Consider the following 21,534-nt stretch of genomic DNA (forward strand, 5'->3'; position numbering starts at 1 on the left):
ACGGCCGGGGCGGGCAGCGGACTAGCTGCTCGCACCGGCCGTCGTGCCGTCCGTGGCACCGTCCGTGGCACTGTCGTCGGCGTCGTCCTTCGACGCACCGCCGGCGGCGCCGAGGCCGCCCTGGCCCTGGCCGCTCTGCACGGCGTCCGCGGTGAGCATGTCGGAGACCGCCTTCGACTCGCTCGTGAGGGTGTCGGCGTCCAGCAGGTCGGACGCGTCGTCGGACAGCGTCGACACCAGCGAGTCCAGGTAGTCCTGCGCGTCGCCGCTCTCGTAGACCGACGCCGTGAGGTCCTCGACGGCGGAGTCGTACGCCGCCTTGAAGTCGTCGTCCGCCAGGAACCGCGTCACCAGGGCGTTCTCCTTGCCGCCGAAGCCGTCGCCCCCGCCGCCCCCGCCGGGGCCGCCCTGCGCGCCGTCAGGGAGGTCCGCGCCGTCAGGAAGGTCCGCGCCGTCGGGCGGCGTCGCGCCGTCGGGGAGGTCCGCGCCGTCCGGGGGCTCCATGCCCTCCGGCGCGCCGTCCGGCCTTTGCCCGCCCTGACCGTCCTGACCGTCCTGCCCGCCCTGACCCCCGCCCATGCCGCCGCCGAGGCCGCCGTACGACAGGTTCTGGTCCCACGCGACGACCTCGAAGAGGCCCGTCTCCGGGTCGTAGTGCAGGTAGGCGTTGTTCCCGGGGCCGTCGATGTCGTCGGAGTTCGCCACCAGGTCCTGCACCGCGAGGTACCGGGCGAACGAGTCGACGTCGAGGTAGTCGCCCAGGTTCGCCGCGAAGTCCGCGTCCGACGAGTCGTTCACGAACTCGAGGAACGTCGCCAGCGGCTGGTACGCCGCGTCGTCGTCCGTCGAGCCCTCGCTGTCGTACTTGGCCTCGAACGCGTCGGCGTAGTCCGCGAGCTTGTCGCGCACCGACCAGTCGCCGTCCGCGTCCGCCTTGTACGTGATGCCGCCGTCCGGGTAGGTCTCCTCGTTCCACAGGTCGTCGTCCGGCAGGTCGATGATCAGGCGGAGCGCCTCGTCGCTGCCGTTGACGCTGAACCGCGTGTACGTCGCCTGCTCCGCCGGCACGTCCGCCAGCTCCAGCACCTTCAGCGCCACCGCCTCGTTGAGCGACGACTCCGTGTTGTTGCCGCGCACCACGAAGTCCGCGCGGCCGTCGTGCTCCTGGCCGTCCACGTACTTGTCCAGGCGGATCAGCCACGGCAGGCCCGCCGGGTCGTCCGCCGACGCCGTGCCGTCGCCCTCGCCGAACCCGCCCGGCACCTGTCCGCCGTCCTGCTGGTCGCCGGTGGCCGTGTCGTCGGCCGTGTCGTCGGCCGTGTCGTCGGCCGTGTCGTCGGCCGTGTCGTCGGCCGTGTCGTCGGTGGTCGTGTCGTTCGTCGTGTCGTCGGCCTTGCCGCCGCCCTGGCCACCGAGGCCGCGGAGGCTGGAGTTGCCCTTGAGCCGCAGCCCGACGTCGTCGTACTCCTGGCCGTCGATGGTGACGGAGGCCTTGATCCAGTCCTTGTCGCCGGAGTCGGCGAAGGTGTCGAGCATCTCCTGGTAGTCGTCCTCGTCGTACTCCACGGAGACGGTGTGCACGGTGCTCGTGTCGAAGAAGTCGCCCGCCTCGTCGGCCGAGGCGGACGTGTCGCACGCGGCGAGCGTGCCGGCGAGCGCCACGACGCCGGCACCGGCGGCGAGCGGGCGGGTGATGAGGGGGAAGCGGCCGGAGGCCCGGCCGTACGGGGAGGTGAGGTGTCGACGCATCATGCCGCTCACGTCATCATCCCGGCCTGGGAGGGTGCTCGGCGGGCGGTGGGAGGTCCATGACGTCGCGGTTCGTCGTCGTCCTGCGCGCGGACGACGACGAACCGCGACGTCGACCGGTCAGGACCGCGGCACCCAGTCGCCGGCCACGTGGTGCGTGCCGGGCCCGACGGTACGGACGGGGCCGTCGAGCGGCAGGTCGAGGTGGGCGACCGTCCCGGGCGGCACGTCGAGGTCCAGCTCGAACCGGCCGCCGTCCAGCCGCCACGCGACCCGGACCGGCCCGTACGGGCTGTCCAGCCGGGCCGACGCACTGGTGAGGTGGCCGGTCACCAGCGGCCGCACCCGGATCTCCCGGTAGCCGGGCGCGGCGGGGGCGATGCCGGCGACGCTGCGGTGCAGCCAGTCCGCCACCGCGCCGTACGCGTAGTGGTTGAACGACGTCATGGTGCTGGGGTTGATGGTCCCGTCGGGCAGCATCGAGTCCCAGCGCTCCCAGATCGTCGTGGCGCCCATGGTGACGGGGTACAGCCACGAGGGCACGGTGCGCGTGAGGAGCATCTCGTGCGCGAGGTCGGGGTGGCCGGCCACGCACAGCGCGTCGAGGACCACCGGCGTGCCGAGGAACCCGGTGCTCACGTGGAAGCCGGCCTCCCGGACCAGGGTCGCCAGCCGCTCGCCGGCGCCGCGCCGCCGCGCGTCGGTGTCGAGCAGGTCCCAGGCGAGCGCGAGGGCGTACACGGTCTGGCAGTCGCTGCGGACCGTGCCGTCGGCGTCCACGTACGCCGCGCGGAAGGCCCGCCCGACGTCGTCGGACAGCCGCGCGTACCGCTCCGCGTCGGCCTCGCGGCCGAGCACCTCCGCCGCGCGCGCCAGGAGGTGGGAGCTGCGCGCGAGGTACGCCGTGGCGACGACGGCGGGGTCGGCCTTCACCGCGGCCGAGTCGTCCGGCGGGGCGTCCGGGTCCAGCCAGTCGCCGAACTGGAACCCCGTGTCCCACAGCAGGGACTCGCCCGCGAGCGCGCGCTCCTTCTCCACCCACGCCCGCATGGAGTCGTACTGGCGCTCCAGCACGCCCACGTCGCCGTAGCGCTCGTACAGCGTCCACGGCACGTGCACGGCGGCGTCCGCCCAGCCGGCGGCCGGCGTCTGCACGCCGCCGTCCGGGCCGGGTCCGCGCAGCTCGCCCACGACGTCCGGCACGACGTAGGGCACGCCGCCGTCGGGGCGCTGCTCCGCCGCGAGGTCCTGCAACCAGGAGCCGAGGAACCCGCCCACGTCGAACAAGAAGGACGCGGTCGGGGCGAAGACCTGGATGTCGCCGGTCCAGCCGAGGCGCTCGTCGCGCTGCGGGCAGTCCGTGGGCACGTCGAGGAAGTTGCCGCGCATGCCCCGGACGACGTTCTCGTGCAGCCGGTTGACGTCCGGCTCGGAGCACTCGAACCAGCCGGTGCGGCGCAGGTCGGAGCTCACGACCACCGCGTCCGCGTCCGCCGGTGTCACCTCGGCGCCGGTGACCTCGGCGTACCGGAAGCCGTGGAACGTGTACCGCGGCTCGAGCACCTGCTCCCCGCCGGCGAGCACGTAGGTGTCCGTGGCCGTCGCCGCACGCAGCGGGCGCACGCCCAGCTCGCCGCGCTCCAGCACCTCGGCGTGCCGCACGGTGACGACGTCGCCGCGCGCTCCGTCCACGCGCAGGCGCGTCCACCCGACCACGTTCTGTCCGAAGTCGACGAGCTGGGCGCCGCTCGGCGAGGCGAGCACCGCGCGCGCGGGGACGGTCTCGACCTCGCGCACCGGCGGGCCGGTGGGCGCGACCAGCCGGCCGGGGTCCGTGTCGAGCACGTCCACCGGGCCGTCGGCCGCGGCGTCGGGCACGAGGGGCAGCCGCAGGTCGGTGGACTGGCCCGCGTACAGGTCGTCGGCGAGGACGCCGGTGGTCCCGGCGCGCCAGGACCCGTCGGTGGCGACGGTCGCCCGGCGGCCGTCGGCGTAGGTGATCTCGAGCTGGGCGAGCAGCGCGAGCCGGTCGCCGTACGAGTCGCGCTGCAGCGTCCACGTGAGCTGCCCGCGGTACCAGCCGTTGCCCAGCCCCACCGCGAGCCGGGTCGAGCGGCGCCCCCGCAGGTGCTCGGTGACGTCGAAGGTCTGGTAGCGCAGCCGCGCGTCGTAGGCCGTCCACCCCGGGTCGAGGTGGTGGTCGCCGACGCGACGGCCGCCGACCCACGCGTCGTACACGCCGTGCGCGGTGACGTACAGGCGGGCGTCGACGACGTCGCCGTCGAGCTCGAGGTCGCGCGCCAGCACGACCGCCCCGCCGTCGAGCCCACCGACGTCGCGCGGGCTGACGAGGCGTGCCACGACGTCGTCGGGCGCGAGCAGGCCCGCCTCGACCGCGAGGGGGTCGCTCCAGGGGGACCAGGCGCCGCCCGCCTCGACGCGCACCTGGACCTGCACGCGCTCCCGCGAGCGCAGCGGCCGGAACGGCCACGCCACGAGCACCTGCTCGGGGCCGCCCAGGCGGGCCGTCCCGGTGGCGCCGTCGGAGGTCCGGAGCCGCAGCTCGACGGCGGTCTGCTCCCCCGCGCCGCCCGAGCGCGTCCAGGACAGCCGCGGGGTGGCCGTGCCGATCCCCGCCTCGGGAGCGCCGTACTCGGTCACGAACCGTTCGATGCGCATCGTCGCGCCTCCTCGCGGGGCCGACCCGCCGTCGGGAAGTTCGGGTTCCTGCGTCCTGCGGTGCCCCACAATGGACCAGGATCAGAGATCATATTCATTCTGCTGTTCGACCGGTCCGATGACGGGAGCTGGCTTGACCGAGGCGCTGTATGCCCAGGTGCACGACGCGCTGCGCGCCCGCATCCTCGACGGCGAGCTCGGCGTGGGCGACCGCCTCCCGACGCAGGCCGAGCTCGTCGAGCAGTTCTCGGTCAGCGCGATCACCATCAAGCGCGCGCTCGACATCCTCCGGGACGAGGGCTTCGTGACCCGACGCCCGCGCATCGGCACGATCGTCGTCTCGACGACCCCGACGGGCGGGCCGGCCCACGCCGCCGCCGACCACCTGCCGCTGGTCGGCTACATCGTGCCGGGGTTCGACGACGCCTTCGGCTCGCACCTGCTCGGCGGGCTCCTCGACGCGTCGAGCGAGCGCGCGCACGTCGTGGTGGCGATGTCGCGCGGGGACTCCGACCTGGAGGAGCGCCTCATCCAGGAGCAGCTGGACCGCGGCATCGACGGGCTCGTCCTGCTGCCGACGTCGTCCCAGGCCATCCCGCAGAGCGTCGCGACGCTCGTCGGCCGCGGCTTCCCCATCGTCATCGTCGACCGCACCCTCACCGGTGTGCCGGTGAGCACGGTGACCTCCGACAACGTCGCCGGCGGGCGGCTGGCGGCGGAGTACCTGTTCGGGCTCGGCCACACCCGGATCGCCCTCGTCCAGTCCCCCAACGCGGTGTCGACCCTCGACGAACGACGGCGCGGGGTGGTGGCCGCGCACGCCGCGCACCAGGTGCGGCTGGAGGAGTCCCAGGTGTACTCCGGCGTCCGGTCGGTGGTGCCGGGCTCCGCCGTCACGCCCGAGGACGACGTCGCCGGTCTGGTCGCGTTCCTCGGGGCGCGGCCCGACCTCACCGGGTGCGTCGTGACCGAGTACCACTCGGCGCGCCTGGTCCTGCAGGCCGCCGAGCGCCTCGGCAGGGCCGTGCCGGACGACCTCTCCGTGATCTGCTTCGACGCCCCGCCGGAGTACGTGGACGCCGCGGTCCCGCTCACGCACGTGGAGCAGGACCAGGCCGCGATCGGCGCGCGCGCCTTCGAGCTGGTCGGGCGGCAGCTCGCCGAGCGGGGCGACGTCTCGCAGGACACGGTGCCCGTGCGGATCCTGCCGGGCGGGTCGACCGCCGACGCCCCCCGCCCGGCGGGCTCGTAGCCGGTCAGGCACGCCGGGCGCGCATCTCCAGCGCCATGACGGCGCTCAGCAGGGTCGAGTAGCCGACCTGGGACGGCGCCGGGCGCGCCCAGTCGTCGCCGGGCCGGAGCACGACGCCCGCTCCCCGCAGGGCCTCGACGGCGGCCGGCGGGGCCCCGTCGGCCGCCCGGACGTCGTCGACGGGCACCGTGCCGTGCGCCCACAGCGCCTGGGCGCTCGACGCGAGCAGGTCGTCGACCGCGGGGACGGCGCGCTCCTCGAGCAGCGCCGCCGCGTAGCGGTACCAGACCCCCTTGAAGAGGCCGACGTCGCCGCCCGCCGTGTCCCGCACGTCGTCGTCGACCAGCTCCCCCTCCCGGCGGAACACCCCGCCCGTGGCGAGCTCGCGCACCGACGTCAGCGCCGTCCGCTCCGCCTTGTCGAGCCACGCCGCGTCCCCCGTGGACCTGTACAGCTCGGTGCAGGCACCGATGTACAAGCCCTGGTTGTAGGTGAAGCGCCAGTGCGTGTCGACGTCCGTGCCGCCCTCGCGCCCGAGCCCGTCCTCGACGAAGCCGTCCGGCCCGACCAGGTGCTCCTCGAGCCACGCGACCGTCGCCAGGGCGCGGTCCAGGTAGCGCCCGTCGCCCGTGCGCCGCGCCAGCCTCGCGCCGAGGATCGCCAACGGCCCGTTGGCGGGGGTGTTCTTGTAGTCCGGCTGCTGCTTGCGCCACGACAGCGACGGGCCGTGCGTGTCGTTCCACCCGAGCTCCACGACGTGCTCCCACAGCGCCAGCACGTCCGACTCGACGGCGGCCTGCTCGGCCTCGTCGGAGGTCGCCTCGACCAGCCGCAGCAGGGCCAGCGCGTACCAGAGCATGTCGTCGAAGTAGTCGTTGAACAGGCTGCCGCCGTTGCGCTCACGGATGTTGGCCGCCGTCGCGCGCGCGGCGTCCAGCCAGGCGTCGTCGCCCGTGCGGGCGAAGGCGTCCAGCCGGCAGTCGACCACGTGCGCGAGCCACCAGTAGTTGAACGTGTCGTCGGTGGGCTCGGGGTGCGCGTTGTGCAGCAGCTGCGGCGACGGCGCCCCGTAGAGCAGGTCGACGCTGTGCTGGGCGACGTCGGCGCGCCGCGCCCAGGTGCGCACCGCCGTGTCGCCGGTGGTCGTGGTCGTCATCGGTTGGCCTCCAGGATGCGGTCGCCCTGGGCGGCGGCGTCGGCGAGGGCGGCGCTGCCGCCCAGGTCGCCGGACATCACCTGCTGCAGGGCGGGGATGAGGGCGAGCGTCTCGACGTCCGAGTAGCCGGGGACCGGCGGACGGACCTTCGCGACCTCGATGGTCTTCACCATCGGGCGGAACCGGTCGTCCACCGCGTCCACCGCGCGCCTCGACGCCTCGACGTTCGCGGGGATGTTCTTGCTGATCTTCGAGAACGCGAGGCTGTTCTCCTGGTCCACGGCCCACCACTTCATGAGCTCCCACGCCCCCTCGGGGCAGGGCGCGTCGGTGGGGACGACGAGCCCGAAGCCGCCCATGGACGCGCCGGTGTCGCCCTGGGGCCCGACGACGGCGGGCACGACGCCGTACTCGAGCCCGTCGACGGCGTCCCACGTCGGGAAGTTCCACGGGCCGTCGTACTTCATCGACACGGCGCCCTGCGCGAAGGCGTCGATGCCGTCGGAGAAGCCGAGCTCGTAGACGCGGCGCTCGTGCAGCAGGTCGTCCCAGAAGTCCAGGACCTCGAGCCCCTGCGGGGAGTCGAACGCGGTGTAGCGCTCCGTGGGGTCGAGCAGCCGCCCGCCGGCCTGGCCCAGCCACATCGAGAACAGGCCCACGTCCTGGATCTCGAACCCGGCGCGCTCGAGCCGCCCGCCCTTGCGGACCGTCAGGGCCTCCGCGGCGTCGGCCAGCTCGGCCCAGGTCGTCGGCGGCGCGATGCCGGCCTCGTCCAGGTGCGCCTTGTTGTAGAAGATCGCGCGGGTGTCGACGATCAGGGGCAGGCCGAAGGCCTGCTCCCCCACGCTCATCTCGCGCACCGCCTCGGCGTAGAAGTCACCGAGGTCCACGCCGTCGCGCGCGGCCCACGCGTCGATCTGCTGCAGCGCCCCGCGGCGCCCGTACTTGGCGGTCTGCCACCGGTCCCACAGCACGAGGTCGGGCACGTTCCCCGACGCGATGCCCGTGAGCATCTTCTCCTCGAGCGCGCCCTGCGGCACGTAGTGGAAGGCGAAGTCCTGCTGGGCGGCGTTGAACGCGTCGAGCTGGGTCTGGATCTGCGTGGCCTGGTCGCCGGACCAGCTGCCCCACATGGTGAGGCGGCGCGCCCCGTCCGCCGTGTACCGCGGCCGGTTCGGCGCGGCGCAGGAGGCCAGGGCGGCGGCGCCGGCACCCAGGCCGAGCGCCCGCAGCACGGCGCGGCGGCTAACGAGCGTTGACATGGGAGACCCCCTCGATGATGTAGCGCTGGGCGAAGACGAACAGGAGCAGCACCGGCAGGCTCGTGATCACGGTGCCGGCCATGAGCGGGCCGTAGTCGGTCGCGTAGTCCGTGACGAACGACGCGAGCCCCACCTGGACCGTCCACATCTCCTGGACGTTGAGCACGATGAGCGGCCACATGAAGGCGTTCCAGCCGGCCTGGAAGGTGAGGATGGCCAGGACGGCGGCGCCCGCCTTCGCCAGCGGGAGGTACACCTGGGCGAAGATCCGGAACTCCGACGCGCCGTCGATCCGTGCGGCCTCGCCGAGCTCGTCGGGGATCGACGAGAAGAACTGCCGCATGAAGAACACCGCGAACGCGCCCGCGGCGCCCGGCAGGATGATCGCCCAGTACGTGTTGAGGAGGCCGACGCCGCCCTGGCCGAGGACGTTGTTCCCGCCGGCGAACGGGATGGCCCGCAGCACCAGGAACGAGGGCACCATCGTCACGATGCCGGGCACCATGAGGGACCCCAGCAGCGTGACGAACAGCGCCCGGCGCCCACGGAACTTCAGCTTGGCGAACGCGTACCCGGCGAGGGAGCCGAAGAACAGGTTGAGCACCACGCCGCCGACGGCGAGGACCATCGAGTTGAGGAAGTACCGCCCGAACGGCACCTCCGTGACCACCCGCTGGTAGTTCTCGAGGGTCACGGTCCGCGGGATCAGGTCCAGCGCCCCGGAGAGGATGTCCCCGGCGGGCTTGAGCGACGTGACGAGCGTCCACAGGAGCGGGAAGACCGTGAGGATCGCGACGACCACCACGGCCACCCACCACAGGGCGACGGACACGTGCTGGGCGGGGGTGCGGCGGCTGTGCTGGAGGGGGACGGCCTGGGCGCTCACGTGTTGTCCTTCCCCGTGACGCGGGCGTTGATCACCGCGAAGACGGCGATGATCAGGAACAGCACGAAGGAGATGGCGGACGCGTAGCCCATCTCGAGGTTCCCGAAGCCCTGCGTATAGATGTAGTAGACGAGCGTGATCGTCGAGTTGCCGGGGCCGCCCTTGGTGAGCACGTAGGCCTGGTCGAAGACCTGGAACGCCCCGATGACCAGCAGCGTCGAGACCAGGAACGTGGTGCGGGACAGGCTCGGCATCACGACGTACCGCAGCTGCTGCCACCACCCGGCGCCGTCGATGCGCGCCGCCTCGTAGAGCTGCGGGGGGATGCCCTGGAGCCCGCCGAGATAGATCATCATGTTGGTGCCGAAGCCGGCCCAGACGCTCATCATGACGATCGCCGGCATGGCCCACGCCGAGTCGTACAGCCAGGCGGGCCCGTCGATGCCGAACCAGCCGAGGGCCACGTTGATCATCCCGAACTGCGGGTTGAGCATCCAGTACCAGATCGTCGCCGTCGCGACCGTCGAGGAGACGACCGGCACGTAGAAGAACGTGCGGAACAGGGACGCGACCCGCACGTTCCGGTTGAGCAGCAGCGCGGTGGCGAGCGCGACGACGATGCCGAGCGGCACGAACAGCAGGGTGTAGTAGGCCGTGTTCCGCAGCGCGATGGCGAAGTACGGGTCGAGGAGGAGCCGCCGGTAGTTGTCGAGCCCGAGCCACTGCGAGTCACCGATGACCGAGTAGCTCGTGAAGCTCATGACGAGCGCCATGCCCGCCGGGACGAGCACGAAGACGGCGAACAGGAGCATGGGCAGGGCGACGAACAGCCACCCCCACCGCTCCTGGATCCGCCATTGCCGCGAGGGTCCTCGCGATGCCTGGGGCGGGGGCGCGGACGCCTCCCGGTTCCCCGGCGGCGCCGTTGCCGCCGTCGTCACCGTCATGGTTCAGATCGCCTCCTTCGCCGATCCGCACGTCCGCCTATGCGGCGTGCCTGAACACTTCCGCCCCGGGTGCCCCGGGGACGTGGTACCCGATGACGTCGAGCACGAGCTCGCAGAACATCGAGTCCGCCCAGCTGAACCACTCCCGGGTGAACTGCTCGGGACGGTCCACGTGGTACGACTCGCACATCCGCCCGCGCTCCGCGTTCACGGCGAGCAGGTCCGCGACGACGGCGCGCTTCCGGGCGGGGTCCGTCGAGGTGAGCCCGCGGACGGCGGCCGCGAGGGGCCACACGTAGCGGTCGGGGGTGTGCGGGCTGGCCAGACCGTCGCCGGTCGTGCCGCGGGTGTAGGTCGGGTTGTCCTCGCTGAGGACGAAGCGCCGCGTCGCGACGTAGAGCGGGTCGTCGAGGGCGATCCCGCCGGTGAGCGGCAGCGAGAGCAGGCTCGGCATGTTGGCGTCGTCCATCAGCAGGTGGTGCCCGAGGCCGTCCACCTCGTAGGCGAGCACCGGCCCGTGCCGGGGGTGGTCCACGACCCCGTGCCGCCGGGTCGCGTCGTCGAGCTCGGCCGCGAGGGCGTCGGCGTCGGCCGCGAGGTCCGGGTCCGGGAGGGGGCCGCGGGCGAGCTCGGCGAGGTCGCGCAGCGACGCGGCGGCGAAGAGGTTCCCGGGCACGTTGTAGTGGTGGACGCACGCGTCGTCGCTGGGCCGGAACGCGCTCCACGTCATCCCGGTGACGCCGACCGGCGACCCGTGGCCGCCGTGCGTGAGCGTGTCCGTGGGAGCGCCGTCGAACCGTTGGAACCGGTACGACGAGCGGGCGGCGTGGTCCTGCTCGGTCCGCAGGGTCGCGACGACCAGCGCGGCGGCGTCGCGGAACGCGCCGTCGAGGTGGTCGGTGCGCCCGGTGGCCTGCCACAGCTGGTGCGCGAGCTGCAGCGGGTAGGCCAGCGAGTCGACCTCGTACTTGCGCTCCCAGACCTCCGGCGCCATGTCGGTGTCGTCGCTCTGGTGGCCGGCGCCGTCGGGGCCGCGGTTGAACGCGTTGGCGTACGGGTCCTGGAGGATCTGGTGGCTCTGCCGTCGCACCAGGGCCGCGACGACGTCCCCCAGCCGGGGGTCCAGGCCGAGCAGCGCCAGGTAGGGGCGCATCTGGGCCGCGGAGTCTCGGAGCCACATCGCCGGGATGTCCCCGGTGAGCACGAACCCGGTGCCGTCGGGCTCGAGGAGCACCGCGTCGTCGAGCGTCCGTCGCATCGCGTCGGCGAAGACGACGCCCGTGCGGTGGTCGAACGCCGCGGCGACGCGGGCGGTCACCTCCTCCAGGACGCCGTCGTCCAGCATCGGTGGGCCTGCGTGGTCCATGCACTCCCGCTTCCTCGTTTATATATATCTAATAGATGGAACATATCAGCGACGCGGTGCGGTGACCAGACCCGCGCACACGACAGGGCCCGCGGCACGTGTCGTGCCGCGGGCCCTGCAGGTCGTGCGGTCAGCGCTGCCCGTAGCGGCGGCGGAACTTCTCCACGCGGCCGGCGGTGTCGACCACGCGCGCGGCGCCCGTCCAGAACGGGTGGCTGGCGCTCGAGATCTCGACGTCGACCACGGGGTAGGTGCGGCCGTCCTCCCACTCGATCGTGCGGGCGGGGCGGCCGGGGCCGGAGGCGGCGTCGCCCGCCAGCGTCGAGCGCGTGAGGAACGCGGTGCCGGCGCTGGTGTCGCGGAAGACGACGGGTCCGTAGGTGGGGTGGATGGTGCTCTTCATCAGCGTGCCTCCCTGAAGTCGACGTGGCGGCGGGCCACGGGGTCGTACTTGCGCAGCACGACACGGTCGGGGTCGTTGCGCCGGTTCTTGCGGGTCACGTACGTGAAGCCCGTCCCCGCCGTCGAGCGGAGGGTGATGATCGGGCGCAGGTCCGTGCGGGATGCCATCCGGCTGCTCCTCGTGCCTGGTCGGGATGAGAACGATTCTCAACTTCCGTGGTCCACAACCCGGGCGGGGGGTCGAACATTCCCGGTTCCCCTCCGCGCACTCGCGCCTCGCCCCCGGGAACACCCGCGGCCCGCACGGATGTTCCCCCAGCGGCCGGCGGGCCGGGAGCGTCGTACGCTCCTCGCGGACCCGCACCCACCACGGACGGGAGACACGCATGGCGGTACGCGCGCTGGCCGAACGGCTGCGCACCGAGTCGGGCGCCGCCCTGCTGCTGGTGGGCGTCACGCTGCTCGCCCTGGTGTGGGCGAACTCGCCGCTGTCGGGCGCGTACGAGCAGCTCTGGGCGCTGCCGATCCACGTCGACATCGGCGACCTGCGCTTCGACATGGACCTGCACCACTGGGTCAACGACGGCCTCATGGTGCTGTTCTTCTTCGTCGTCGGCCTCGAGGTGCGCCAGGAGCTCGCGATCGGCTCCTTGCGGCAGCGCAGCCAGCGCCTCGTGCCGCTCGTCGCGGGCACCCTCGGCGTGATCGTGCCGGCGCTGATCTTCCTCGCCGTCGCCGGCAACGCCGACCCGCACGGCTGGGGGGTCGTGGTCGGCACCGACACCGCGTTCCTGCTGGGGGCGCTCGCGCTCGTCGGGCCGGCGATGTCGAGCCAGCTGCGCGTCTTCCTGCTCACCCTGTCCGTGGTGGACGACTTCCTCGCCGTCGGCATCATCGGCGTCGTCTACTCCGAGGACGTGCGCGTCGCCCCGCTCGTCGTCGCGGCGCTCAGCCTGGGAGCCCTGTGGCTGCTGGGCCGGATGCGCGAGTGGCGCAGCTCGCCCTACGTGCTGGTCGTCGTCGTGCTGTGGGGCGCCACCGTCCAGGCCGGCGTCCACCCCTCGATCGCGGGCATGCTCGCGGGCCTCCTCGTGCCCGCCGTCGCGACGCGGCGCGACGACGTGCTCCAGGCCAAGAGCCTGTTCCGCGACTACTGGCAGTCGCCCAGCGCCGCCGTCGCCCGCAACGCCCGCGCGGGCCTCGCCCGGTCCATCTCGGTCAACCACCGCCTGCACGACGTGCTGCGCGGCCCCGTGTCCCTCGTCGTCGTGCCGCTGTTCGCCCTCGCCAACGCGGGCATCGACCTGCGCGGCGGCGCCCTGGGCGCCGCGCTCGGCTCGGTGATCACGTGGGGTGTGGTGGCCGGCCTCGTCGTGGGCAAGCTGGTGGGCATCGGCATCGGCACCTGGGGCGCGATCCGCGCCGGCCTCGGCCGGCTGCCCGACGGCGTCGGCCCGGGCAGCGTGCTGGGCGGCGCGGCCCTGTCCGGCATCGGCTTCACCGTGTCGCTGCTGGTCGTGGACCTCGCGTTCGACGGCACGCCCGCCGGGCAGGCCGCGACCGTCGGCATCCTCATCGCGATGGTGCTGTCCACCCTGCTCGGGTGGGCGATCTTCACCGTCGCGCGCGTCCGGTACGGCGAGGCGAGCGCGGACCTGCCCGTCGCCCTCACCCCCGTCGTCGACCCCGAGCGCGACCACGCGAAGGGCGACGCCGACGCCGCGCACACCGTCGTCGAATACCTCGACTTCGAGTGCCCGTTCTGCGCCCGCGCCACCGGCATGGGCGCCGAGCTGCGCGCGCACTTCGGCGACCGGGTGCGGTACGTCGTGCGGCACCTGCCGCTGGAGGACGTGCACCCGCACGCCTACCTCGCCGCCGTCGCGGCCGAGGCCGCCGAGCGGCAGGGGCGGTTCTGGGAGATGCACGACCAGCTGTTCACGCACCAGTCGCGCCTGGAGCCCGGCGACCTGCGCGAGCACGCGGCGGAGCTCGGCCTCGACCTCGAGCGGTTCGACGCCGACATGATCGACGAGACCCTGCACGCCCGCGTCCGGGCGGACGAGGCGAGCGCGATCGCGTCCGGCGCGCGCGGCACCCCGACGTTCTACCTGGACGGCGTCCGGCACCGCGGACCGCACGACGCGCGCACCCTGATCGCCGCGCTCGAGGCGCACGAGGACGACCCCGCGCTCCGTCGGCGGTCGTGACCCGGCCCAGGCCGGTCGGCTCAGGTCAGAGGGAGCGACCAGGTCTGGCCGACGAGGTCATGGCCGAAGCTGTGGTGCGGCTGCTCGTCCACCAGCGCGAACCCGGCAGCCGCGTAGATGCGGCGCGCGGAGGCAAGCACGTCGTTGGTCCACAGGTCCACGCGCTCGTAGCCGGCGTCGCGCGCGAAGCGCAGGCACTCGGCCACGAGCCGGGTGCCCACGCCGAGGCCCCGTGCCTCCGGGGTGACCAGCAGGATGCGCAGCCGCGCCACCCGGGGTTCGGGATCGGCGACGAGGAAGACGCAGCCCACCCGCTCGCCGTCGGCCTCCGCGATCCACCCGGCCTCGCGGCGCGGGTCGTGCGACCCCGCGAAGTCGGCCACGATCCGCGCGACGAGCGCCTCGAACCCGGTGTCCCAGCCGAGCTGGCGGTGGTACACCTCGCCGTGCGTCTGCACCACCCACCCAAGGTCGCCCGGCCGGTCCGCGCTCCGCACGACCACGTCTCTCGCGATGGCTGCCCCGGTCATGCGCCCCTCCGTCCACCGTGTCGGCAGGCTGCCGCCGACTGAAACGACTGTTTCACTGCCGACTAGGATAGCCCGCATGACCCGCCAGGCACCACCCCCCTCCCCCCGCCGGGCCGAGCTGCTCGAGGCCTCCTACCGCTACACCCTGGAGCACGGCCTGGCCGACATCTCGCTGCGCCCGCTCGCGGCCGCCGTGGGGTCCAGCCCTCGGGTGCTGATCCTGCTGTTCGGCTCCAAGGACGGGCTGGTGCGCGCGCTGCTCGCCCGCGCCCGCGAGGACGAGATGGGGATCCTGGGGCGGCTCGGCGCGGCGGGCGACGGTGCGGACGCCCGCGGACTGACCGACGCGGCGGGGCACGTGTGGGACTGGCTGGCGGACCCGGCGCACCGGCCGCTGCTGCGGCTCTGGGCGGAGTCGTACGCCCGGTCCCTGGTCGCCACGGAGGGGGCGGACGGGCCCTGGCACGGTTTCGCGCGAGCCACGGTCGAGGACTGGCTCGGCGTCCTCGCCGGCCACCAGCCGCCGGCCGAGCGCGGCTCGGCCGGCGGGCTGGCCCGGCGCACCGCCGTCCTCGCGTTGCTGAGGGGCGCGCTGCTCGACCTGCTCGCCACGGGTGACGACGCTCGGGTCACCGCCGCCGTCCGGAGCCAGCTGGCGGCATCGCCCGCCGCCTGACCTCCCGGACGGGCGGGCCGTGGGCGATGATGGCCACATGGGATACCAGAGCTCTCCGGCACCGACCGCCGACGACCTGCCGCACCTGCGCCGGTGCGTGGACCTCGCCCGCGAGGCGCTGGAGGACGGGGACGAGCCGTTCGGCTCGCTCCTCGTCGACGCGAGCGGCGTCGTGCGGTTCGAGGACCGCAACCGCGTCAAGGACGGCGACCAGACCCGCCACCCGGAGTTCGAGATCGCCCGCTGGGCGGCCGAGCACCTGACGCCGCAGGAGCGGCGCGAGGCCACCGTGTACACGTCCGGCGAGCACTGCCCCATGTGCAGCGCGGCGCACGCGTGGGTAGGGCTCGGCCCGATCGTCTACGCCACCGGCACCGCACAGCTCGGCGCATGGCTGCAGGAGTGGGGCGTCCCCGCCGGCCCGGTCGCCCCGCTGCCCGTGGGCGAGGTCGCGCCCGGGGTGCCGACCCGCGGCCCCGCCCCGGAGCTCGCGGACGAGGTCCGCGCCCTGCACGCACGCCTCCACGGGGTGCACGACCCCGCCTGACGGTGATTGCCTGGGGAACATGAGCACCTCCCCCGAGCCCACCTCCCCCGCCCGCAGCCCGTGGACCTGGCGGGTGGTCGTCGTCGTGGCGGTCGTGGCGGTCGCCGTCGTCGCATGGCTGGTCGTGCGCGGCAGCGGCGGCGGGGCGCCCGCCGCCGCGCCGAGCCCCACGGCCACGACGTCCGCCGACGACCCGGCCACCGGCGCCACGGACCCCACGCCCGACGGGACGGGCACCCCGGACGCCTCGACCGACCCCACGGGCGCGGCGGGCTGTCCCGCCACCGACGACGGCACGCCGTCCGGCGCGGACACCCACGAGGTGGTGGACGTCGACGGTGACGGCGAGGCGGACACCGCCTGGCTCACCGGCGGCCCGGACCGCCGGTTCGGCATCACCACGGCGTCCGGCGCCACGTTCTCCGTCGCCGTCGACTCCGCGAGCCCGCAGCGCGCGTCCGCCGTGGTGAACGTGGTCGCGGCGGGCGACGGCACGGCGCCGGTCGCCCTGGTCGACACCGGCCGCGAGGTCCAGCTGTACTCCGCGGCGGACTGCGACCTCGCCGCCACGCAGAACCTCGCCGGCGACGCCTACACGTTCGACAAGGGCTTCACGGGCCACGGCACCGGCGTCGGCTGCACAGAGGTCGACGGCGCTCTGCGCCTCGCAGGCCTGAACGCCACGACCGGCAAGGGCGAGACGTTCACCGTGACGCGCACGTTCGTGGACCTGGACGACGACGCGCTCGCGGCCACGAACGGCGAGGAGTCCACCGTGGCGCGCGGCGCCGGCCCCGACGAGCCGGTGGTCGTCACGGCGCAGGAGACCAGCTGCGGCGAGCTGGTGGCCGGTGAGGACGGGCCGGTCGAGCCGCAGTCCTGACCGGCACCCCCGGACCCGCGCGTCCGCGCAGGCCTTGCGCCCGCAGATCGACATCGATCAATATGAGGGCATGCCCGACCGTCCCGACGCCGCCGACCGGCCGTCCGCCCTGTTCGTCTGCGTGCACAACGCCGGCCGCTCCCAGATGGCTGCGGGCTTCCTGCGCAGCCTGTCCGGCGGGGCCGTGGAGGTCCGCTCCGCGGGCTCGATGCCCGCCGACCGCATCAACCCCGTCGCCGTCGAGGCGATGACCGAGGCCGGCATCGACATCACCGCCGAGCAGCCCAAGATCCTCACCACCGACGCCGTCCAGGCCTCCGACGTCGTCATCACCATGGGCTGCGGCGACGCCTGCCCGATCTTCCCCGGCAAGCGGTACGAGGACTGGGAGCTCGACGACCCCGCCGGGCAGGGCATCGAGGCCGTGCGCCCCATCCGCGACGAGATCAGGCGCCGGGTGCTCGAGCTGCTCGCGTCGCTCGGCGTCGACCCGGTCGCCCACTGACCCCGTCGCCGCCTTCAGGCGTCCTCGCCGTCGCCCGCACGGCCGTGCGCGACGCCCGAGGCGAAGCCGACCCCGGCGGGGGCGCCCACGCCGAGCGTGACGAGCTGCGGCTCGCTCGGGGCGGTGCCGCAGCACGAGCCGCCGGCCTCGTCGTCGGCCGTCAGGGCAAGGTCGGAGGAGCACACCCCGGTGGCGGGGAGGTCCAGCTCGACGGCGTCGGCGGCCGCCCGGTCCCCGGCGAGCGCCGCGGCGACGGAGCGCACCTGCTCGTACCCGGTGGCCAGCAGGAACGTCGGCGCGCGGCCGTAGGACTTCATGCCCACGAGGTAGAAGCCGTCGTCCGGGTGGGACAGCACCGCCTCGCCGTGCGGCGGCACGGTGCCGCAGGAGTGCTGGTTGGGGTCGATGAGCGGCGCCAGCGCGCTCGGGGCCTCGACGACGGGGTCGAGGCCGAGGCGCACCTCGCGCAGCATGCCCAGGTCGGGGCGGAAGCCGGTGGCGTTGACGATCGCGTGGACGTCCAGGGCCAGGGGCTCCTGCTTGGCCGTCCCGAGCACCTGCACCGACTCGGGGCCGGGGACCAGCCGCTCGATCGACACCCGGGTCAGCAGGCGCAGCCGCCCGGCGTCGACGGCCTCGCGCAGGCGGGTGCCGAGGAGCCCGCGGGCGGGCAGCTCGTCGTCGACCCCGCCCCCGAACAGACGGCGCGCCGAGCCGCCGCGTATCGCCCACGTGATCGTGGTGCCCGGCGCGGCCTCCGACAGCTCGACCAGGCTCAGCAGGGTGTTCGCCGCGGAGTGCCCCATCCCCACGACCAGCGTGTGCCGCCCGGCGAACCGCTCACGGTCCGCGCCGAGGACGTCGGGCAGCGGGCCCGTGACGAACGGCGCGGCCTCGCCCTCGCCCGCGGCGGGCAGGCCGCTCACCCCGAGCGGGTTCGACGTCGAGAACGTCCCCGAGGCGTCGACGACGGCGCGCGCGAGCACGTCGGCCACGCGGCCGTCGGCGCCCACCGTGCGCACCCGGTAGCCGCGCCGCTCGCGGCCGAGCGAGCGCGTCTTGTCCGCGCCTTCCCGCGCCACGGCGAGCACCCGCACGCCGGTACGGATCCGCGGCGCGAGCTGCGGCGTCGCGGCCAGCGGCGCGAGGTAGGCGTCCACGAGCTCGCGGCCCGTCGGGAGCGCGTCGGGGTCCGGCGCGTCCCAGCCCGTCGGCTCGAGCAGGCGCCGCGCCGCGGCGTCGACGTCGTACCGCCACGGCGAGAAGAGCCGCACATGGCCCCAGGACGCGATCGCTGCGCCCGCCCGCTCCCCCGCCTCCAGCACCAGCGGTTCCAGCCCGCGCTCCAGGAGGTGCGCCGCCGCCGCCAGGCCCACCGGGCCCGCACCGATCACGACCACCGGCAGCTCGTTCCGCACGATCTCGCTCATCACCGCTCCTGACATCTCCGTCGGCATGCATCGACGTCCGTCGATGGGTCGATGGTGATGCACCTATCGACGGTTGTCAATATGTGCGAGGATGGCGGGCATGACGACGATCGAGCTCCCTCTGGCGGACCGGCCGGACCCCGGCGCCGTGGCAGGCTGCTGCGCCCCGTCCGTGGGAGACGTCATCGACCCCGGGACCGCCCGGGACCTGGCCCGGCAGCTCAAGGCCCTGGCCGACCCCACCCGAGTGCAGCTCGTCTCGATCGTGGCGGCGCACGACGGGCACGAGGCGTGCGTCTGCGACCTCACCGAGCCCGTGGGCCTCTCGCAGCCGACCGTCAGCCACCACCTCAAGATCCTCGTCGAGGCGGGCCTGCTCGAGCGCGAGCAGCGCGGCCGCTGGGCGTACTACCGCGCGGTGCCCGGCGCTGTCGACGGCCTCGTCCGGTCCCTGTCCGCGGCGCTCACGCCCGCGCCGTCCCGCGGGTGAGGAACAGCACCGGGATCAGCAGCAGCGACAGGATGCCGCCGCCGAGGGCCAGGGTGGCGTAGCTCGACCCGGCCATGACGACGCCGGACATCGCGCCGCCGCCCGCGCCCGCGAGGGCGATGAGCACGTCGACGGTGCCCTGCGTGCGGGCGCGCGTCGCGGGGGTGGTCGCGTCCACGATGAGCGCGGTGCCCGAGATGAGGCCGAAGTTCCAGCCGAGGCCGAGCAGCGCGAGCGACAGGATCAGGAGGCCCATCGAGTCGCCCGGCGCCACGGCGCCCGTGACGCCCGCGAGCAGCAGCGTCACGCCGGCGGCCACGGCCATCGGCACCCGCCCCACCCGGTCCACGAGGGCGCCCGTGACGAGCGAGGGCAGGAACATCGCGGCCACGTGGATGCCGATGACGAGGCCGACGTCGCTCAGGTCGTGGCCGTGGCCGCGCATGTGCACGGGGGTCATCGTCATGATCGCGACCATCGCGACCTGCGTCAGCACCATCACGGTCGCGCCGACGACGACGCCCGCGGGCACCCTCCGACCGCGCCCGTCACCGTCGGGCACCGCGGCGACGGGCGCGCCGTCGGACCGCGCGAGCTCCTGGGCGACGAGGAACGGGTCGGGCCGCAGGAACGCGAACAGGGTGGCCCCGGCGGCGAGGAACGCGACCGCCGCGAGCAGGAACGGCCCGGCCAGGGCGGGGAGGCCCAGCGACGTCGCGAGGCCGCCCAGCGGCTCCACGAGGTTGGGGCCGGCGACCGCGCCGAGCGTCGTCGAGACCATGGCGACGCTCGCCGCCGTCGCCCGCCGGTCGGGCGCCGCGAGGTCGGTGCCCGCGTACCGGGCCTGCAGGTTGGTCGACGTGCCCGCGCCATAGACGAACAGCGACACCAGCAGCAGCGGCACGACGTCGAGCGCCGCCGCGGTGACCACGCCGACGGCGCCCAGGCCGCCCGCCGCGAAGCCCAGCCCGAGGCCGACCCGTCGCCCGGCGCGCTGCGTGATCCGCCCGACGAGGAAGGCCGCGAGCGCCGACCCGAGGGTGAACAGGGCCGTCGGCAGCCCGGCGAGGCCCTCCCCGCCCAGCATCTCCTGCGCGAGCAGCGCGCCCACGGTGACGCCCGCCGCGAGCCCCGCGCCGCCCAGCACCTGGCTCGCGACGACGACGGTGAGCGTGCGGCGCTGGAGCCGGCGGCGGAGGTCGTCGTCGGTCGCGACGCGCGCGGCGGCCTCCACGACCCCGGCTCGGCCGGGGCGCGGGACGGGCTGGGGGGACGCCATCGCAGGCCTCTCGTTCGTGGTCGCCGGGCTGCGGTCGCCGAGCTGCGGTTGCCGGGCTCGGGCAGCGTAGCCCGCCCGACACGCCGCCGTGACGTGCACGCGGTACGTTCTGGCCGATGCTGACAGAGCGTGACGCCCCCGACGACGCGGGCGCGGTCCCGGGCCCGCCGATCGCGGCCCTGACCGGCTTCGACGCGGGTCAGGACGCCGTCTACCGACAGCTCGTGGACCAGCCGGGCAGCACGGTCGCCGACCTGCTCCCGCCGGGCGCCGGGCCGGCGCTGCCGGCGGCCGTCACCGCGATGCTGGAGCGACTCGTCGCGCTGGGGCTCGCCGTCGCCGAGCGGGACGACGTCGTCGTCCGCTACCGGGCGACGTCCCCGACCCTGGCGCTCGCTCCCCTGCTGGACGCCCGCCGCGCCGCGCTGCGGGAGGTGGAGGAGGCCGTCGCGGAGCTCACCGACCGGCACCGGGCCGCGCAGTCGCGCACCGGGGGCGGGCCGGTCGAGGTGGTCGTGGGGCAGGCGGCGATCCGCCGCCGGCTGCTGACGATGCAGCACGAGGCGCGCCACCAGGTCCGCACGATGATGCCGACCCCGAGCCGCACCGTGGTCATCACGTTCGCGGACAACTTCGACGAGGCCGAGCGCGGCGCGATGGAGCGCGGGGTCGCGATCCGCACCGTGATGGACGTCCGCTGGCTCGACGAGCCGGCCTCGCTGCGCGCCCTCGGCGGCTTCGTCGAGCTGGGCCAGCACATCCGGGTGTCGGAGGACGTGCCGATCAAGCTCGTGCTCGCCGACGACGACGTGGCACTCCTCCCCCTCGACCCGGTGCGCGACCAGACGGAGGAGCCGGTGTCGCTGGTGGTGCACCGCAGCGGCCTGCTCACCGCCCTGAGCACCCTGTTCGAGCAGTCGTTCCGCGGGGGCTGGCCGCTCGGGCTGCCCCGCGACGACGGCGAGGACGAGGGGGACGCCCGCCCCGACGTGGTGGACCGACGCATCCTCGCGCTGCTGCGTGTCGGGCTGACGGACGCCTCGATCGCGCACCGGCTGGGCATGGGGCACCGCACGGTGCAGCGCCGCCTGCAGACCCTCATGTCGGCGGTGGGAGCGGCGACCCGGTTCCAGCTCGGCTGGCGGGCCGCGGACGCGGGCTGGCTGGACGACCTCCCGCAGCCGTGACGGCGGCTTTGCGCCGTGGCGCCTTTGCGCCCGGCGCAGGTCCTTGCCCGGGGCTCCGGCCCCGGAGAGCCTTCTCGGCATCGAGCGCGAGGGCACGC

20 protein-coding genes are annotated in these 21,534 nt (G+C 74.3%); 8 read left to right on the forward strand and 12 right to left on the reverse strand.

What is annotated here, in order from left to right; all coding sequences use genetic code 11:
* Nucleotides 1-21: 21 nt before the first annotated feature.
* Together ACFU9A_RS01485 and ACFU9A_RS01490 are read right to left on the reverse strand one after the other, a co-directional pair.
* Nucleotides 22-1,752, reverse strand: a complete 1,731-nt coding sequence (locus ACFU9A_RS01485) for a CotH kinase family protein (RefSeq protein WP_430573489.1) — start codon at nt 1,750-1,752, stop codon at nt 22-24.
* 117 nt (nt 1,753-1,869) lie between these two features.
* A complete protein-coding gene (locus tag ACFU9A_RS01490) occupies nt 1,870-4,428 on the reverse strand; it encodes a family 78 glycoside hydrolase catalytic domain (protein ID WP_430573490.1) in 2,559 nt (852 codons plus the stop codon).
* 133 nt (nt 4,429-4,561) lie between these two features.
* Between ACFU9A_RS01490 and ACFU9A_RS01495 the strand changes: the two genes are divergently transcribed.
* Nucleotides 4,562-5,680 (forward strand): GntR family transcriptional regulator, encoded by a 1,119-nt coding sequence (locus tag ACFU9A_RS01495; RefSeq protein ID WP_430573491.1) that lies wholly within the window; start codon nt 4,562-4,564, stop codon nt 5,678-5,680.
* A 4-nt stretch (nt 5,681-5,684) separates the two neighbouring features.
* Here ACFU9A_RS01495 and ACFU9A_RS01500 read toward each other — a convergent pair whose 3' ends face one another.
* The 7 genes from ACFU9A_RS01500 to rpmG form a co-directional block, all read right to left on the reverse strand.
* Complete coding sequence (locus tag ACFU9A_RS01500) at nt 5,685-6,836, reverse strand: glycoside hydrolase family 76 protein (protein ID WP_430573492.1); 1,152 nt, start codon at nt 6,834-6,836, stop codon at nt 5,685-5,687.
* Nucleotides 6,833-8,098 (reverse strand): ABC transporter substrate-binding protein, encoded by a 1,266-nt coding sequence (locus ACFU9A_RS01505; protein WP_430573493.1) that lies wholly within the window; start codon nt 8,096-8,098, stop codon nt 6,833-6,835. The genes ACFU9A_RS01500 and ACFU9A_RS01505 overlap by 4 nt, the downstream gene beginning before the upstream one ends.
* Entirely contained in the window at nt 8,082-8,984 is a 903-nt protein-coding gene (locus ACFU9A_RS01510) for a carbohydrate ABC transporter permease (protein ID WP_430573494.1), read from the reverse strand. The genes ACFU9A_RS01505 and ACFU9A_RS01510 overlap by 17 nt, the downstream gene beginning before the upstream one ends.
* Nucleotides 8,981-9,931, reverse strand: a complete 951-nt coding sequence (locus ACFU9A_RS01515) for a carbohydrate ABC transporter permease (RefSeq protein ID WP_430573495.1) — start codon at nt 9,929-9,931, stop codon at nt 8,981-8,983. The genes ACFU9A_RS01510 and ACFU9A_RS01515 overlap by 4 nt, the downstream gene beginning before the upstream one ends.
* A 37-nt stretch (nt 9,932-9,968) precedes the next feature.
* Nucleotides 9,969-11,297 (reverse strand): glycoside hydrolase family 125 protein, encoded by a 1,329-nt coding sequence (locus tag ACFU9A_RS01520; protein ID WP_430573496.1) that lies wholly within the window; start codon nt 11,295-11,297, stop codon nt 9,969-9,971.
* 130 nt (nt 11,298-11,427) lie between these two features.
* On the reverse strand, nt 11,428-11,700 hold the full coding sequence (locus ACFU9A_RS01525; RefSeq protein WP_430573497.1) for a type B 50S ribosomal protein L31: 273 nt from the start codon (nt 11,698-11,700) through the stop codon (nt 11,428-11,430).
* Complete coding sequence (gene rpmG / locus ACFU9A_RS01530; protein ID WP_430573498.1) at nt 11,700-11,867, reverse strand: 50S ribosomal protein L33; 168 nt, start codon at nt 11,865-11,867, stop codon at nt 11,700-11,702. The genes ACFU9A_RS01525 and rpmG overlap by 1 nt, the downstream gene beginning before the upstream one ends.
* A 218-nt stretch (nt 11,868-12,085) precedes the next feature.
* On the opposite strand from rpmG, the gene nhaA reads away from it, so the two are divergent.
* Entirely contained in the window at nt 12,086-13,909 is a 1,824-nt protein-coding gene (nhaA, locus tag ACFU9A_RS01535) for a Na+/H+ antiporter NhaA (protein WP_430573499.1), read from the forward strand.
* 20 nt (nt 13,910-13,929) lie between these two features.
* Here nhaA and ACFU9A_RS01540 read toward each other — a convergent pair whose 3' ends face one another.
* Nucleotides 13,930-14,439 carry a GNAT family N-acetyltransferase gene (locus ACFU9A_RS01540; RefSeq protein ID WP_430573500.1) on the reverse strand — a complete coding sequence of 170 codons (510 nt, stop codon included), beginning with the start codon at nt 14,437-14,439 and terminating at the stop codon, nt 13,930-13,932.
* A gap of 76 nt (nt 14,440-14,515) precedes the next feature.
* On the opposite strand from ACFU9A_RS01540, the gene ACFU9A_RS01545 reads away from it, so the two are divergent.
* From ACFU9A_RS01545 to ACFU9A_RS01560, 4 genes are all read left to right on the forward strand, one after another.
* The gene (locus ACFU9A_RS01545) at nt 14,516-15,115 is read left to right on the forward strand and encodes a TetR/AcrR family transcriptional regulator (protein ID WP_430573501.1); all 600 of its coding nucleotides are present in this window, start codon (nt 14,516-14,518) and stop codon (nt 15,113-15,115) included.
* 37 nt (nt 15,116-15,152) lie between these two features.
* On the forward strand, nt 15,153-15,662 hold the full coding sequence (locus ACFU9A_RS01550; protein WP_430573502.1) for a nucleoside deaminase: 510 nt from the start codon (nt 15,153-15,155) through the stop codon (nt 15,660-15,662).
* 19 nt (nt 15,663-15,681) lie between these two features.
* A complete protein-coding gene (locus tag ACFU9A_RS01555) occupies nt 15,682-16,545 on the forward strand; it encodes a hypothetical protein (RefSeq protein ID WP_430573503.1) in 864 nt (287 codons plus the stop codon).
* Between the two features lie 70 nt (nt 16,546-16,615).
* Entirely contained in the window at nt 16,616-17,050 is a 435-nt protein-coding gene (locus ACFU9A_RS01560) for an arsenate reductase ArsC (protein ID WP_430573504.1), read from the forward strand.
* 14 nt (nt 17,051-17,064) lie between these two features.
* On the opposite strand, the gene ACFU9A_RS01565 is transcribed toward ACFU9A_RS01560, so the two are convergent.
* Nucleotides 17,065-18,480: an FAD-dependent oxidoreductase gene (locus ACFU9A_RS01565; RefSeq protein WP_430573505.1), complete on the reverse strand. Its 1,416-nt coding sequence runs from the start codon at nt 18,478-18,480 to the stop codon at nt 17,065-17,067.
* Nucleotides 18,481-18,580: 100 nt separating this feature from the next.
* On the opposite strand from ACFU9A_RS01565, the gene ACFU9A_RS01570 reads away from it, so the two are divergent.
* Complete coding sequence (locus tag ACFU9A_RS01570; RefSeq protein WP_430573506.1) at nt 18,581-18,970, forward strand: ArsR/SmtB family transcription factor; 390 nt, start codon at nt 18,581-18,583, stop codon at nt 18,968-18,970.
* On the opposite strand, the gene ACFU9A_RS01575 is transcribed toward ACFU9A_RS01570, so the two are convergent.
* Nucleotides 18,945-20,249, reverse strand: a complete 1,305-nt coding sequence (locus ACFU9A_RS01575) for an MFS transporter (RefSeq protein WP_430573507.1) — start codon at nt 20,247-20,249, stop codon at nt 18,945-18,947. The two genes, ACFU9A_RS01570 and ACFU9A_RS01575, sit on opposite strands and share 26 nt — an antisense overlap.
* A 116-nt stretch (nt 20,250-20,365) precedes the next feature.
* Here ACFU9A_RS01575 and ACFU9A_RS01580 point away from each other — a divergent pair, with 116 nt between their 5' ends.
* On the forward strand, nt 20,366-21,436 hold the full coding sequence (locus tag ACFU9A_RS01580) for a hypothetical protein (protein WP_430573508.1): 1,071 nt from the start codon (nt 20,366-20,368) through the stop codon (nt 21,434-21,436).
* The last annotated feature ends 98 nt before the right edge of the window (nt 21,437-21,534 follow it).

Source organism: Isoptericola sp. NPDC057653, assembly GCF_042799955.1.
Taxonomy (GTDB): Bacteria; Actinomycetota; Actinomycetes; order Actinomycetales; family Cellulomonadaceae; genus Isoptericola.